The sequence below is a fragment of the Sphaerisporangium album genome (genome assembly GCF_003323745.1).
Classification (GTDB): domain Bacteria; phylum Actinomycetota; class Actinomycetes; order Streptosporangiales; family Streptosporangiaceae; genus Sphaerisporangium; species Sphaerisporangium album.
The window spans coordinates 125131-139742 of the sequence record NZ_QOIL01000010.1 but is presented as its reverse complement, the minus strand read 5'-3'; the positions used below and the strand labels follow the sequence as shown (position 1 = coordinate 139742).

11 protein-coding genes are annotated in these 14612 nt (G+C 72.5%); 3 read left to right on the top strand and 8 right to left on the bottom strand.

Annotation, left to right across the window (positions count from 1 at the left end):
• Nucleotides 1–99: 99 nt before the first annotated feature.
• The gene (locus DQ384_RS19055) at nt 100–1698 is read right to left on the bottom strand and encodes an ABC-F family ATP-binding cassette domain-containing protein (RefSeq protein WP_114030193.1); all 1599 of its coding nucleotides are present in this window, start codon (nt 1696–1698) and stop codon (nt 100–102) included.
• A gap of 488 nt (nt 1699–2186) precedes the next feature.
• On the opposite strand from DQ384_RS19055, the gene DQ384_RS19050 reads away from it, so the two are divergent.
• Nucleotides 2187–3140: a sensor histidine kinase gene (locus DQ384_RS19050; RefSeq protein ID WP_147268822.1), complete on the top strand. Its 954-nt coding sequence runs from the start codon at nt 2187–2189 to the stop codon at nt 3138–3140.
• Nucleotides 3141–3152: 12 nt separating this feature from the next.
• On the opposite strand, the gene DQ384_RS19045 is transcribed toward DQ384_RS19050, so the two are convergent.
• The gene (locus DQ384_RS19045; RefSeq protein ID WP_114030350.1) at nt 3153–3827 is read right to left on the bottom strand and encodes an acVLRF1 family peptidyl-tRNA hydrolase; all 675 of its coding nucleotides are present in this window, start codon (nt 3825–3827) and stop codon (nt 3153–3155) included.
• Nucleotides 3828–4079: 252 nt separating this feature from the next.
• On the opposite strand from DQ384_RS19045, the gene DQ384_RS19040 reads away from it, so the two are divergent.
• The gene (locus tag DQ384_RS19040) at nt 4080–5264 is read left to right on the top strand and encodes an EAL domain-containing protein (protein WP_114030191.1); all 1185 of its coding nucleotides are present in this window, start codon (nt 4080–4082) and stop codon (nt 5262–5264) included.
• Nucleotides 5265–5456: 192 nt separating this feature from the next.
• Nucleotides 5457–6464 (top strand): DUF2278 family protein, encoded by a 1008-nt coding sequence (locus DQ384_RS19035; RefSeq protein ID WP_114030190.1) that lies wholly within the window; start codon nt 5457–5459, stop codon nt 6462–6464.
• Nucleotides 6465–6514: 50 nt separating this feature from the next.
• On the opposite strand, the gene DQ384_RS19030 is transcribed toward DQ384_RS19035, so the two are convergent.
• The 6 genes from DQ384_RS19030 to DQ384_RS19005 form a co-directional block, all read right to left on the bottom strand.
• On the bottom strand, nt 6515–6700 hold the full coding sequence (locus DQ384_RS19030) for a response regulator transcription factor (protein WP_281274081.1): 186 nt from the start codon (nt 6698–6700) through the stop codon (nt 6515–6517).
• A gap of 296 nt (nt 6701–6996) precedes the next feature.
• Nucleotides 6997–7785 carry a hypothetical protein gene (locus DQ384_RS19025; protein ID WP_114030189.1) on the bottom strand — a complete coding sequence of 263 codons (789 nt, stop codon included), beginning with the start codon at nt 7783–7785 and terminating at the stop codon, nt 6997–6999.
• Between the two features lie 213 nt (nt 7786–7998).
• The gene (gene hisG, locus DQ384_RS19020) at nt 7999–8844 is read right to left on the bottom strand and encodes an ATP phosphoribosyltransferase (RefSeq protein WP_114030188.1); all 846 of its coding nucleotides are present in this window, start codon (nt 8842–8844) and stop codon (nt 7999–8001) included.
• Between the two features lie 66 nt (nt 8845–8910).
• Complete coding sequence (locus tag DQ384_RS19015; RefSeq protein WP_114030187.1) at nt 8911–9174, bottom strand: phosphoribosyl-ATP diphosphatase; 264 nt, start codon at nt 9172–9174, stop codon at nt 8911–8913.
• A gap of 372 nt (nt 9175–9546) precedes the next feature.
• Complete coding sequence (locus DQ384_RS19010) at nt 9547–11256, bottom strand: ThuA domain-containing protein (protein ID WP_220183014.1); 1710 nt, start codon at nt 11254–11256, stop codon at nt 9547–9549.
• Nucleotides 11257–11392: 136 nt separating this feature from the next.
• A complete protein-coding gene (locus DQ384_RS19005; RefSeq protein WP_245966599.1) occupies nt 11393–14296 on the bottom strand; it encodes a PQQ-dependent sugar dehydrogenase in 2904 nt (967 codons plus the stop codon).
• Nucleotides 14297–14612 lie beyond the last annotated feature (316 nt).

Sequence of the window (14612 nt, the reverse complement as noted above, 5' to 3'; positions counted from 1 at the left end):
TGCCAGACTTCCGCAGCGTTACTCACGCCATGATCAGTCATTTCAGCCGGATCGGCTACCTACTCCACGGGAAAAGATCCGTACCCGCTCAAATTAAGATCAGGCAAGTGCCACAAGATCGGAAAATTCATCGCTCCACGCGTCTTCCACTCCGTCCGGTAGCAAGATCACCCTATCCGGTCGCAGAGCCTCTACGGCACCCTCATCATGAGTAACGAGGACAATTGCCCCAGAATAGGACCTTAGAGCTGAAAGTACTTGATCGCGGCTGATCGGGTCCAGGTTGTTAGTAGGTTCGTCCAGCAGCAGGACGTTGGCGCTCGAAAGCACCAGTGTGGCCAGGGCCAGGCGGGTCTTCTCCCCTCCGGACAGGACCGAGGCGGGCTTGTCGGCATCGTCACCCGAGAACAGGAACGAGCCGAGCACCTTGCGCAGGCCGACGTCGGGCACGTCGGGACCGGCGGAGCGCATGTTCTCCAGCACGGTGCGCTCGCCGTCCAGGGTCTCGTGCTCCTGGGCGTAGTAGCCCAGCTTGAGGCCGTGACCGGGGCGGACCTCGCCGGTGTCGGGCTTCTCCAGGCCGCCCAGCATGCGCAGCAGCGTGGTTTTGCCGGCGCCGTTGAGGCCGAGCACGACGACCCGGCTGCCCCGGTCCACGGCGGCGTCCACGTCGGTGAAGACCTCCAGCGAGCCGTAGGACTTCGACAGGCCGGTCGCCGTCAGCGGGGTGCGGCCGCAGGGGGCGGGATCGGGGAAGCGCAGCTTGGCGACCTTGTCGTGACGCCGCTCCTCCTCCACGCCGGACAGCAGGCGCCTGGCCCGCCGCTCCATGTCCTGCGCGGCCTTGGCCTTGGTCGCCTTGGCGCGCATGCGGTCGGCCTGGGAGAGAAGCTGGGACGCCTGGCGCTCGGCGTTGGCGCGCTCCCTCTTCCTGCGGCGCTCGTCGCTCTCGCGCTGGGCGAGATAGGCGGTCCAGCCGACGTTGTAGGTGTCGACGACGCAGCGGTTGGCGTCGAGGTGCAGGACGCGGTTGACCGTCGCTTCAAGAAGCCCGACATCGTGGCTAATAATGATCAAGCCGCCCTGGTGGGATCGTAAAAAATCACGAAGCCACCCGATTGAGTCTGCATCGAGGTGGTTTGTCGGCTCGTCAAGCAGGAGAGTCTCCGCCCCGCTGAAGAGAATGCGGGCCAGCTCGACCCGCCGCCGCTGACCGCCGGACAGGGTTTCGAGGGGCTGCTTGAGCACCCGGTCGGGCAGGCCCAGGCTGGAGGCGATCGACGCCGCCTCGGCCTCCGCCGCGTACCCGCCGAGGACGTGCAGCCGGTCCTCCAGGCGGCCGTACGCGCGGACCGCGCGGTCGCGGACGCGGTCGTCGGCCGAGGCCATGCCCCCCTCGGCCTCGCGCAGCTCCCGCAGCACCTCGTCCAGGCCGCGGGCGGAGAGAATGCGGTCCGAGGCGAGCACCGAGAGGTCGCCCGTGCGGGGATCCTGGGGAAGGTAGCCGACGCTGCCTGTGGTGCCGACGGTGCCGGCGGCGGGCAGGCCCTCGCCCGCGAGCACCTTGCACAGCGTGGTCTTGCCGGCGCCGTTGCGGCCCACCAGGCCGATGCGGTCGCCCGGGTTGACGCGGAAGGACGCCCCTTCGATGAGCAGACGGGAGCCGGCGCGCAGTTCGATGTCGGACGCGATGATCATGATGAGGGAACACTCCCAGAGCGGGGAACGAGATTGGAGGAACGTGCTTTCGGAAAAGAGCACGGGTGCCGCGAGACGGGCCCGGCCCGCCTCCGTGTGAGTGCGCCGATCAATCGGGAGTGCGCATAGGCCTAGTGTAAGGCCCGCGCCCCTCCGGAGGCCCGTACCCGGTGCCCGCCGGGCGGGCCACCCGCCGCGGAGTGGCTCGGGAACCGGAGACCGAGCGCGCCGCCCGCCCGCCACCGGATGCCCACAGACCACGTTGTCGCAGGTCAGTCCGGTCGGGGACGTAGAGTTGTTGAACGGAGACGCCAGCCTGCCACACTGGCGCCCCACCGCGGAGGCAGGTGCCGTGCCCTCGCGGTCTCCCGCGTCGCGACCAGGCAGGAGGTCCCTCCGGACGGTTCCGGGGAGCGGGACGGCCGGTACCTCGCGAACGGGGGGCATTTGTGGGCATCTGGCACACGCGGTCGCCGTCATGCGACCACATGAGGCGGGGGCGTAACCACCCTGACGCCCGTGCGGGCCGCACGGGCGGCGTCTCGGGCGTGGGCGCGCTCTCGCGGGTCGCCTGCGTGGCGGCCGCACGCCTCCCGGCGGTCGCCGCCGTCACCGCCGCCTCCCTGGCCGGCCGGGCGTTCCGGAGGAAGGCGCTGCGGCGGGTGGCCGCCGTCTCGGCCGAACTCGCCGCGCTCAACGAGGGCGACGCCGGCGGCAGCATCCCTCAGGAGCGCGACCCCGAGGAGATCACCGAGCTCGTCCGCAACCTCAACGTCACCCTGGAAATGCTCTCCCAGGAGCGCCGTTTCACCTCGGACGTCTCCCACGAGATCCGTTCCCCGATCACCGCGCTCCGGGCGGAGCTGGAGGACGCGCTCATGTACCCCGGCCAGGCCGACGTGCCGTCCCTGGCGACCCGGCTGCTGCCGTGCGTCGACCGCCTGGAGGCCATGGTCACGGACCTGCTGGCGCTGGCGCGGACCCGGGCGGGGCGCCCGGGGCGGCGCGAGCGGTTCGACCTCGGCGAGTGCGTGCGGCAGGAGGTGTCCGAGCGGCTGGACCGGTGCCAGGTCGGCCTCAAGGTCGGCTCGGGCGTGATCGTGGAGGCCGTGCCCTCCGAGATGAGGCGGGCTCTCGTCAACGTGCTGGACAACGCCCAGCGCTACGCCAGCAAGACGGTGGACGTCGAGGTGCGGCGGCAGGGCGGCGCCGCGCTGCTCGCGGTGTCCGACGACGGCGAGGGGGTGCCGGAGGCCGACCGGCGGCGGATCTTCGAGCGGTTCACCCGGCTTGGCGTCCGCCCGGAGCGCGACGGGCCGGGCACCGGCCTCGGGCTGGCGATCACGCAGGAGATCGTCCGGGGAAACGGGGGGGCCATCCACGTCGAGGAGTCCGACACCGGCGGCGCGCGTTTCGTCCTGCGCCTCCCGCTCGCCACCTGAGGCCGGCCGGGCTCAGCCCTCCGGGTCGACGACGCGGATGCGCACCGCCCGGAACCTCTGGGGCGTCTCCTTGAGCACGGCCAGCCGGGGGTCGGGGACGTCCAGGAACGGCCCGGACGCGAGCGCGAAGACGGCGGCGAGCCTGCGGTCCTCGCGCAGCGCGTCGGCCGCGCGCCGGTCGCCGCCGAGGACGACGGCGTCCAGGTCGGGGACGTGCGGGCCGAGCACCCGGGCGGCGACCTCGGCCGCCGCCCCCAGCGCCTCGCTCGCCTGCTTCTGCCTGCGCCGGGCGAAGCGCTGCTGGGACCAGCCTCCGGCGGCGCTGCGCCCGTGGACCTGCCGGGACCCGACCTTGGAGACCACCAGGCGCTCGCCCTCGAACACGCCGGCCGCGTACCCGCCCAGGCGCACGAGCAGCACCCCGACGCGCCGCTCCCGGGCCGCGTGCGCCACCAGGTCCCCCACGGGGCCGCCCTCCGCCTCGGGGTCGCCTGGCGCGGACAGCGGAGGGAACGGCACATGGCACTCGGCCAGGGCGCCGTCCTCGGCGCGCAGCCGCACGACGTCACCGTCCGCGACGGCCACGACGGGGCCGTGGCGTCCGGCGAACCCCTGCGCCCAGCCCGCCAGGCGCTCGGGGACGACCGACACCCACCGCCCGCCTCCCGCCGCGGGACGTGACGTCACGATCTCCTCCTCCCGGGCCCGGGGGAACCCCGGGCGCCGCCCGCACACCTTACCGAGGGCCGGGTCCACGCGGCCCCGGGCGGCTCGGGGAGGGGGGGACGAGGGCCCTCGGGGCAGCGCTCATGGTCACGAACGGTGACATCGTTCCGGACTTCCTGTAAAGAAGAACTTCCCTTACAACGAGAGCGGAAATGTGGGTGAATTCGCCCTTCTGGGCGGTAGTTCCTGCTGAAACCGCACGACAATCGCCGTGTGACGGTCCCCAGGTCCACCTCTCCGGCCGCTTCACCCCCGGAACTCCCCGCCGCCGACGCCCCCCACCGCCAGGCCTCCGGCGGCTCTGCCGCATTCCAGCCGATCGTCGACCTCGACACCGGCGGAGTGATCGCCGTCGAGGCCGTCGCCGGCGTCACGCCTCCCGGGTTCTCCCGGGACATCTCCTCCGCCGTGGCCGCCGCCTACGCGGCCGCGCGCGAGGAGGCGCTGCTGCCCCTCCTCCTGACCGTGGCGTCGGGCGCCGTGATCGAGGGCTCCGCCGCCATGGCGCCGCTGCACGAGGCGATGCGCGCCACGCGCCGGCGGCCCCGCGAGGTCATCCTGGTCGTCTCGGGCGACTTCCCCCCCGAGTACCGCCAGGCGCTGCTGGTCGGCGTCGAGGGCCTGCGGACCATCGGCTACCTGGTGGCGCTGGGCGGCCTCGGCACCACGCACATGCCCCTGGACCTCGTCGCCGACGCCTCGCCGTACGCGGCCGTCCTGTCCCCCGATCTGGTGGACCGCATCCCCCGCGACCCGCGGCGCAACGCCCTCGGGGAGGCCGTCGCCCAGATGGCCAAGGGCATCGGCATCCACGTGCTGGCGCCGCGCGTGCGCGAGGAGACGCAGCTCACCATGCTCCGCGGCTGGGGCATCAGGCTCGCCCAGGGCCCGCTGCTCGCCCCGCCCGACTGGCGCCCCTCGCACGGCCGTGTGCACGTCCCCCTGCCGGTGCCGGCCCCGGCCGCCGAGCCCTCCATGATCGACCTCGGCCCGCGGGTGCAGGAGTTCCTCATGCCCGCGGTCACCCTTCGGCTGGACGCGACGGCCGAGGACGTGGTGGACGCGCTCGGCACCGAGCCGTCGATCACCAGCGTCATCCTGGTGGACGAGTACCAGCGGCCCCGGGGCAGCGTGGAGCGCAGCCGCTTCCTGCTGTCCATCGCCGGGCCCTACGGCCACGCCCTGCACGCCAAGAAGCCCGCCCACCGCCTGGCCGACGCGCCGCGCGTCGTGCCGAAGACGACGCCCGCGATCGCGGCCATGCAGCTCGCGGGCAGGGACGGCTCGCGGGTCTATGACGACCTGGTGGTGGTGGACGAGGTGGGACGGTGCATGGGGGTGGTCCACGTCGGCGACCTGATCCGCCACGTCGCCGACCTGCGCCCGGGCCGCCGCTGACGACGCGGCCGAGGGCGCCGCGTCCGGCCGGACGGACCTCTCGCGCCGTTTCCGGCCCGGCCCCGCGTGTCGCGGCCCGCCGGGAATGGATGCGGGACCTGCCCGGCGTTACCCTGCTCCTGGCGCGCCGGGGGGCGCGGGGGGCGACGGGGGCGGCGCGGGCACGTTCCGCTCCCTTGGAAGGGGTTCGCGATGCCGCTCAAGTCTTATGGTGTGCTCGCCGGCCGGGCGGTGGCCCGGCGCAGGGAGGGCGGCGGCGACACACCGCACTATCAGATCCACCTGGTGGACGACGCCGGCACGGCCTACCGGGCGGCGGTGAACGTCCTGTCCCAGCAGGCGCCCTCCGAGCTGCTGTACGCGGCGGTGGAGGACTTCCGCCACCCGCTCACCGCGGCGCTGCCGCCCGGGGGCAGCGGATGGACGTCCCTGCCCAGCGCCCCGGGCGGGGCCGCGGCGGACTTCATCCGGGGCAACCTGTTCGACCCGGCGCTCATGCGCCCGCTGCCGCCGGACCTGCCCGGCGAGGACAACGACCTGGCCGACCGGCTCGACCACTACGTCCAGCGGGCGATCGGCGACCCCGGCGCCGGGGTGTACGTCCTCGGGGAACGCTGGGGGCCGGAGCCGAGGACCCCGGACAAGATCTTCGGGTTCGTGCCCGGCAACGGCGTGCACGACGTGCACATGAACCAGGGCAACAGCGGCCGGTTCCGCGCCGACGACCACGTGTGGCAGGACGGCGCCCTGCTGGTGCACCTTCCCGCCGAGTCGCGGTGGGTCGCCGTCTTCCTGGCGTTCCAGTCCCAGGCCTGGCACACCGACGACGTGACCGGGCACGCCCTCGTCTCCACTCCGGCCCGCCCGTCCACCGGCGAGGAAGTGGTGCGGATCATCGCGGCGCTGGCCAACCCCCTCGGCCCGGCGCCCGAGCACGAGACCGTCACGCTGCTCAACGCCTCGCCCGACCCGGTCGACCTGGCCGGGTGGCGACTCGCCGACCGCGCCGGAAACGGCATGACGCTGCCCCCCGGGCCGCTGGCCCCGGGCGCGACCCTGGTGGTGCCCGCCGGCGAGGGGTTCGGGCTCGGCAACAAGGGCGGCGCGATCACCCTGCTGGACCCGGCCGGGCTGAAGGTCCACGGCGTCGCCTACACCGCCGAACAGGCCGCCCGGGAGGGATGGACGATCACCTTCTGACCGCCCCGGCCCGACCGGCGCGGCGCCCGGTCCCCGCGGCGCCGGCGTCCTCAGAGCCAGCCCTGGGCCTCGGCGCGCTGCACGGCCTCGATGCGGTTGCGGGCGTGGGTCTTCTGGATCGCCGCGGACAGGTAGTTGCGGACGGTGCCCTCCGACAGGTGCAGCCGCCGGGCGATGTCCCCGATCGTGGAGCCGTCCGAGGCCGCGGTCAGCACGTCGCGCTCGCGCGCCGACAGCGGGTTCCGGCCGGCGCTCAGCGCGGCGGCGGACGAAGTCGGCCGGCTCGCGCACGGTCAGCTCGGGGATACAGCGCGCCCTCCTGGAGCATGGCGCCGATCTCGCCGGCCGCCACCGCCTCGCCGGGGGCGCGCCCGAAGATCTTCACCTGGCCGGAGGTGGGCCGCACCAGGCCCGTGTCAGCCGGCCGTGTCAGCCGGGCCGCGGCACGGCCGCTCCGCCGCGTGACCGGGCGAAGGCCGTGCCGGGACCTCGGCCCGCAAGGGCCCGGCGGCGTTCCGCGGGGGGGCCGTGGTCAGCCCCCGATGGGGCCGTAGTTGGCGACCGAGGAGATGCGGTCGTTCCAGCCGATGCGGCCCAGGTCGGGTATGTCGATGCCCGGGGTGCCGTACAGCCTGATGCCGCCGTAGTTGATGTGCTCGTAGTAGAAGACCAGGCAGTTGGTCGCGCCGATCGAGCTGATGGTGTCGTTCCAGTCGGAGCCGGGCCAGGAGCCGTGCCTGACCCGGGTCAGGTCGGGCCAGCCGCGCTTGGCGCCCAGCCAGAACCAGTCACCGCCGTAGAAGTGGTGCTCGAACATCTGCACCTCACCGATCGTGGGCGGCCGAGGGCCGGCGCGCATCTCACCGGGCGTGGTGGTGCCGGCGCTCGACCGGCCGAGTGCCGTGGCCGCCCATATCGCCATGCGCAGCGGCCGGTCGTCGGTGAAGGCCAGCACGCGATCGGGGGAACCGTCGGCCACGAAGGTCAGCACCTGGCCGTCGAAGCGCGTGACGTCCGCCGGGTCGTACTCGACGCCGTCGACGACCACGGCCACCTGCGGCACCCGGTGCGACACCAGCGCGGACGGCGGGCCGGCGTCCGCCCGGACGGGCGCGAGGAGGCCGGTGGAGCCGAGGGGCTCGGGCTCGGCGGGTGGCGGCACCGCCAGGGCGTGCCGGACCAGGGACTCCAGCGTGGTGATGCCCGCCTCGCGCAGGACGGCCAGCACGTCGTCCTCGTTCAGCCCGCCGACGTTCCCGGAGAACCGCAGAAGCCTGTCGACGCCACGCCGGGTCTCGACGCTGAGCTGATCACTTGACATGGGTGTGTCTCCAGTTCGAGAGGGGGTACTCGAGAGACGCCCACCATGGTCGGAGGGGCCGCGACCAAGGGTATCCGAAGCGTAGCAGGCTGACTACACCGAGTTGCCGGAGGCCTCCGCGACCCTCCTCCGGCCGGCGGCGGCAGTGGACGCGCCGATCGGTGGAGGAGCGCCCGCCCCTCGGGGCGGGCGCGCAGGCTCGGGCCGGTGGGGTCAGATGCGGCAGGCGAAGATGGCCGTGGCGAGGACCGCCTTGGCGCCGATCTCCCAGAGCTGGTCCATGACCTGCTGGTGGCCCTTGCGGGGGACCATCGCGCGGACCGCGACCCAGCCCTCGCGGTGCAGCGGCGACACCGTGGGCCCCTCCATGCCGGGGGTGATCGCGATGGCCTCGTCGATGCGCTCGGCCCGGATGTCGTAGTCGATCATGACGTAGTCGCGGGCGACGATGACGCCCTGCAACCGCCGGACGAGCTGGCGGACGCCGTTGGTCTCCTCGGCGCCGACCTGCTTGATCAGCACGGCCTGGGAGTGGGCGATCGGGTCGCCGAAGACCTCCAGCCCGACGTTGCGCAGGGTGGTGCCGGTCTCGACGACGTCGGCCACGGCGTCGGCGACCCCGAGGCGGATCGCGGTCTCGACCGCGCCGTCCAGCTTGATCACCCGGGCCTCGACGCCGACCTCGGCGAGGTGCTTGCCGAGCAGGCCGGCGTAGGACGTGGCCACGCGCATGCCCTCGAGGTCCTTGATCGAGGAGAACGCGCCCGGCTTGGCGGCGAGCCGGAAGGTGGAGGCGCCGAACCCGAGCGGCATGACCTCCTCGGCGGGGGCACCGGAGTCGAACAGCATGTCCAGGCCGGTGATGCCGGCGTCGAGCGTGCCCTCGCCGACGTAGACGGCGATGTCGCGGGGACGCAGGAAGAACAGCTCGCAGTCGTTGTCGGGGTCGACGACGACGAGCTCCTTCGAGTCCCTGCGGGGGCGGTAGCCCGCCTCCTTGAGGATGGTCTGGGCGGCCTCGGTGAGAACGCCCTTGTTCGGTACGGCTATGCGCAGCATGGCTTACGGAGATTCCTTCGGATCGGAGAGACGAGGCCGGTCGGCGAAGGCCGGGAGGGACCCGGCCTAGAGATGCTTGTAGACCTCGTCGAGCCCGATGCCCCGGGCGATCATCAGGACCTGCACGTGGTAGAGGAGCTGGGAGATCTCTTCGGCGGCGCGGTCGGCCGACTCGTGCTCGGCCGCCATCCAGCTCTCGGCGGCCTCCTCGACGACCTTCTTGCCGATGGCGTGGACACCGGCGTCCAGGGCCGCGACGGTGCCCGACCCCGCGGGGCGGGTGCGCGCCTTGTCCGACAGCTCGGCGAACAGCTCTTCGAAGGTCTTCATGATCTCTCTCACGTCGGTGTGCCTGCCCGTCAAAGAGTAGTCGGCCGCCGCCGGAAGACGTGTCAGGCGCTCACCTGCCGAGATCGCGTCACGGGTCCCGGGCGTGCCGGGACGTCCCCGCGGCCCGGCGCCGGGGGGCGCGCCGGGACGCGGGGAACCCTGGATCACCCCGTCCGCCCGGACCCACCCGGGCGCTCGCGGTGTCGGCGTCACCGCGGCACGCCCGGGGAACGTGGTGCCCGGGGCCGGACGGGGCGCGGAGACGGGGCCGGTCGGCGTCGCGGTCCCGCCTCACGTTCTCCATGCCTTGTGCTACCTGTGCGCGCCCACAAGGGAGGTACGCGCGAGATCGCTCGGTGGATCAACCGCTTCCTACGGCAGCACCCACTTCTGGTTGGCGGCCCCGGCGACGCAGTCCCAGATCTGGGCCTGGGTGCCGTCGGCGGAGTTGTTGCCGGCGATCTCCAGGCACTTGGCGGACTGCGGGTTGCGCACCGTGCCGTCGCTCTGCGGCGCCCAGTTCTGCGCGCCGGTGCCGTTGCAGGTGTAGAGCTGCACCTTGGTGCCGTTGGCGGTGCCGGAGGCCGAGACGTCCAGGCACTTGCCGAGCGCCCTGATCGTCTGGCCGTTGCCGGTCGTCCACTGCTGGGCCCCGGTGCCGTTGCAGGTGTAGAGCTGCACCTTGGTGCCGTCGGCGGTGCCGGAGCCGGCGACGTCCAGGCACTTGTTCGCCAGGCCCCTGATCGGGCCGGTCCGGGTGGGCGGCGGCGCGCCGAGTTCCTTGATCCGGACGTTGCGGAACGAGACGTCGTCGCCGTCGCCGTGGTTCTGGATGCCGATGTGGCCCTGGCGCAGGCTGCGGACCGGGTCGGCGTTGGTGAAGTCGTTGATCTTGGTGCCGTTCAGGAAGACCTGCACGCGCTCGCCCTCGACCAGCAGCTCGTAGGTGTTCCACTCGCCGGGCGGGTTGAGGGCGGCGTCCCGGGCGGCGAGGTCGGCGGACTTGAACCCGTAGACCGAGCCGGTCGTCCTGTCGGGGGTGTCGGTGGCGTCGATCTGGATCTCGTAGCCGTTGTTCACCGCCGACCACGGGTCGCCGCTGGGCGGGAAGCCGATGAACACGCCGGAGTTGTCGTCGCCCGGCATCTTCCAGTCGAGCTTCAGGGAGTAGGAGGCGAACTCCTTGGCCGAGTACCACAGCATGCCGAGGCCGCCGAAGGAGGTCAGGGCGCCGTCGGCGTTGGTGAACCCGCCGGGCCCGGCCTGGGACCAGCCGGTCGTCGACCCGTTGTACAGCGTGGTGTAGCCGGACTCGGGACGGCAGTCGGCCTTGGTCTTGCCGGCCGCGTAACGGATGCCGCCGAGCAGGTGGGCCCGGAAGGGCGCCTCGGCGAAGGAGGCGATGGTGTGGCCGCCGCCGGTGTAGAACGAGCGCCCGCCGCCGTAGGTCTTGCACCAGACAATCGGGTGGTCGGCACCCATGGTGCCGCCGGAGTACGAACCCTCGTCCAGGGTGGCCAGCACGCGGGCCGAGGCGCGCGGGTTGGTCCGGTAGTTGTACCACTCGTCGGTGCGGGTCCAGGTCGCCGGCAGGGTGGCGGTGGCGGCGTGCGCACGGTCCGTCACCCGGACATTGGCCTGCTGGATCGCCGGGTGGGAGGAGAACCAGGCGCCCACCAGGTTGCCGTAGAACGGCCAGTCGTACTCGGTGTCGGCGGCGGCGTGGACGCCCACGTACCCCTTGCCCGAGGCGATGTAGGACTCGAAGGCCGTCTGCTGGGCGGCGTTCAGCACGTCGCCGGTGGTGCTCAGGAAGATCACGGCCGCGTACTGGGCGAGGTTGCCGGTGGTGAACGCGGCCGCGTCCTCGGTCGCGTCGACGGTGAAGTTGTTGCCCGCGCCGAGGTCGCGGACGGCCTGGATCCCCGCGGGGATCGAGTCGTGCCGGAATCCGGCGGTCTTGGAGAACACGAGCACCTTGTAGGGGGTGTCGGCCGCCATCGCCTGACCCGTGCCGGCGCAGACCATGGCGGTGACGATGGCCGCCACCATGACCAGAGCGCGGCGCAGATGGTGTCTCACCTTGCTCCCTCCTTGTACTGAGTGATGCCGTACTGAGTGGTGCCGTGAGCACTCCGGTGCCGTGAGCACTCCTGTGACGGACCCTCCGGTCGCGACGGGGCGGCGCGCGGGCCGCCCCGTCAGGAGACGCGACCGGTCAGGGCAGGGTCCACTTCTGGTTCGCCCCGCCGTTGCAGTCGTAGATCTGGACCTGGGTGCCGTCGGCCGAGCTGTTGCCGGCGGCCTCCAGGCATCTGCCGGAGGCGGGGTTGCGGAGCGTGCCGTCGCTCTGCGCCGCCCAGTTCTGCGCGCCCGTGCCGTTGCAGGTGTAGAGCTGCGCCTTGGTGCCGTTAGCGGTGCCGCCGCCGGCCACGTCCAGGCACTTGCCGAGCGCCCGCAGGGTCTGGCCGTTGACCGTCCAGTTCTGCGCGCCCGTGCCGTTGCAGGTGTAGAGCTGGATCTTGGTGCCGTCGGCCGCGGAGGCGCCCGCGACGTCCAGGCACTTGCCCGCCAGGCCCTTCACCGGGCCGGTCCCGCCCGGGGCGCCGCCGGTCGCGAAGGTGAAGGCGTCGAGGTCGTACAGCGCTCCGGCGGCGCCCTTGAACACCAGGTAGAGCGTGGTGGCGCCCGACGGGCCCGGGTTCAGGGGGGCGGTGACGTCGCGGAAGGTCTCCCAGCCGCCGGTCACCGGCACCGTCGCCGAGCCGAGCAGGGTGCCCGTGGCCGACCCGGCCCGCACCTCCAGCGTGCCGCCGACCCCGGCCGAGGAGACGCGCGCGGTGATGGAGGTGACGCCGGAGAGCAGGTAGGGCTGGAAGGCGATCCAGTCGCCGCTTTCGATGTTGCCCACCGTCTTGCCGCCCTCGGCGCCCGCGTGGGCGATCGGGTCGACGCCGGAGGACGACGAGTAGTGCTCGGCCTGGCGGTGCCTGGGCTGGAGCGTGACCTGGGCCGTGCCCTTCAGGCCGCCGGCGTCGGTGTACTCGGCGGCAAGGACGCCGAAGGTGTTGGCGTCGGTGGCGTGCTCGCCGTCGACCGTGGTGGCGATCGTGCCCGAGCAGCCGGTCTTGGAGGTCACCGCGTGCGCGTGGCTGTCGTGGCCGAGCAGGTAGGTCATGGTGACCTTGGCGCAGTCGATCGTCCCGCCGTCGGGGTCGGTGACGGCGATGCCGTAGGAGACGGTGTCGCCGAAGGTGAACGGCTGGCCGTTGCCGGGCGAGGTGATCGTCACCTGCGGGGCGGTGTTGCCGACCGTGATGATCGCGTTCGCCGATCCCGTCAGCCCCTGCGGGTCCCTGACCGTGAGCGTGGCGGTGTAGGTGCCGTTGGCGGTGTAAGTGTGGGAGGGATTGGCGGCGGTGGAGGTGCCGCCGTCGCCGAACGTCCACGCGTACGTCAGCGCGCCGCCCTCGGGGTCGGAGCTGCCGGCGGAGGAGAAGGCCACCGTCAGCGGCGCCTTGCCGGAGGTCGGGGAGGCGCTCGCCCGCGCCGTCGGAGCCCGGTTGCCGGTGCCGATGTGCTCGATGCGGTACAGCGCCGAGTTGGCGTCGCCGCCGAAGTACCCGGTGCCGTAGTCCAGGACGTACAACGCGCCGTCGGGGCCGAACGCCTGGTCCATGACCTGCTTGCCGGTGAACGGGACCGAGGTGATCGCGCCGCGGGCGCCACCGGGGCCGACCTCGACGGCCTTGATCCAGCCCCGCCCGAACTCGCCGGCGAAGAACACGCCGTCCAGTTCCTGCGGGAACTTCACCGGCGAGGTGGAGGCGGCGTCGTAGCGGTAGACGGGGCCGCCCATGGGCGACTCGGAGCCGCCGCCGAACTCCGGCGGCGATCCGGCGTCCCCGGCGTACCGGATCCAGGCGGGCTGGGCGGCCGGGAGCGTGGGCCGTCCGGTGTTGCGGAAGGAGTTGTTCGCGGGGCCGCCCGCGCAGTTGTACTTCGCGCCGTTGGCGCCGGTGGCGAAGTCGTACTCGGCGTAGGTCTCGGTGGCGGTGTTGGTCCCGGTGCAGTACGGCCAGCCGAAGAAGCCGGGGCCGGTGATCCGGTTGAACTCGACCTGCCCGCTCGGGCCGCGCGCGGAGGTGGTGCCGGAGTCGGGGCCGTAGTCGCCGAGGTAGACGACGCCGGTCGCCTTGTCCACGCTCATCCGGAACGGGTTGCGGAAGCCCATGGCGTAGATCTCGGGGCGCGTGTTCGCGGTGCCGGGGGCGAACATGTTGCCGGCCGGGATCGAGTACGTGCCGTTGTCGTTCACCTTGATGCGCAGGACCTTGCCGCGCAGGTCGTTGGTGTTGGCGGCGGACCGCTGCGCGTCGAAGACGGGGTTGCGGTCGGCGCGCTCGTCGATGGGGCTGTACCCGTCGGAGGCGAAGGGGTTGGTGTCGTCGCCCGTGGTCAGGTAGAGGTTGCCCGCGGCGTCGAAGTCCATGTCGCCGCCGACGTGGCAGCACATGCCCCGGTCGGTGGGCACGTCGAGGACCTTGACCTCGCTGCCGGCCTGGAGCTTCCAGTCGGCGGTGAGGGTGAACCGGGAGAGCCGGTTGACACCCTGCCACGCCGTCCAGTTGGTGCCGCTCGCCGGGGCGTCGCCCGCCGGGGTGGACAGGGGGGGCGCGTAGTACAGGTAGATACGGCGGTTGGTGGCGAAGCCGGGGTCGACGCCGACGCCCTGGAGCCCCTCCTCGTCGTGGGTGTAGACGGGGAGCGTGCCGACCACCGACGTCGTGCCGGCGGCGTCGGTCCGCCGCAGTGTGCCGTCGCGGGCCGTGTGCAGCACCGAGCGGTCCGGCAGGACGGCGAGCGACATCGGCTCGCCGACCTCCGCCACGCCCTTGGCCAGCGCGACCTGCTGGAACGCCGCGGGGTTGATGGGGACCGCGTTGGCCGCGGGCGCCACGGCCACCGAGGCCACCAGCGTGCCCGCCGCCACGAGCAGGGAGGCCGCGGCCGCCCTGGCACCGCGCGCCAGGCGCCACGGGAGGCGCCCGGATCGGGCACGGCCGGGCGCGCCTGCGCCCATCGGCGCGCGCCGGTGTGGAACCGCCGTTGACATGCTCATGTCTCCTTCCCTGGCTGATGCCTAGCCAGGCAAGGCGCGCGCCGCCGCGCCTTGGGCACAGGTGCGTGCCCGTCCTGTTTCCCGGAGGTTACGATTCGCACCTCCGGGGCTATTGGCCGCGACTCTAGATTCTTTTGATCGACCCGTCTAGTCTTTAGATCGGTAAGTCACAGCTTTTGCTGATATGAGCGGAAGTGAGCGCCGCATTCGCCCCTGCGAGCGTGCCACGGATGCCGGATACCCCGCCCGAGCCGACGATCCCGCTCCCCTGGAACGCGTCCGACAAACCCGTCAATATGCCCTAACGACTTGAAAG

Excerpts from the sequence above, each read along its gene's own strand:
- DQ384_RS19055 (WP_114030193.1), bottom strand. The coding sequence starts at position 1,698 with ATGATCATCGCGTCCGACATCGAACTGCGCGCCGGCTCCCGTCTGCTC.
- DQ384_RS19050 (WP_147268822.1), top strand. The coding sequence starts at position 2,187 with ATGAGGCGGGGGCGTAACCACCCTGACGCCCGTGCGGGCCGCACGGGC.
- DQ384_RS19035 (WP_114030190.1), top strand. The coding sequence starts at position 5,457 with ATGCCGCTCAAGTCTTATGGTGTGCTCGCCGGCCGGGCGGTGGCCCGG.
- DQ384_RS19025 (WP_114030189.1), bottom strand. The coding sequence starts at position 7,785 with ATGTCAAGTGATCAGCTCAGCGTCGAGACCCGGCGTGGCGTCGACAGG.
- hisG (WP_114030188.1), bottom strand. The coding sequence starts at position 8,844 with ATGCTGCGCATAGCCGTACCGAACAAGGGCGTTCTCACCGAGGCCGCC.
- DQ384_RS19015 (WP_114030187.1), bottom strand. The coding sequence starts at position 9,174 with ATGAAGACCTTCGAAGAGCTGTTCGCCGAGCTGTCGGACAAGGCGCGC.
- DQ384_RS19005 (WP_245966599.1), bottom strand. The coding sequence starts at position 14,296 with ATGAGCATGTCAACGGCGGTTCCACACCGGCGCGCGCCGATGGGCGCA.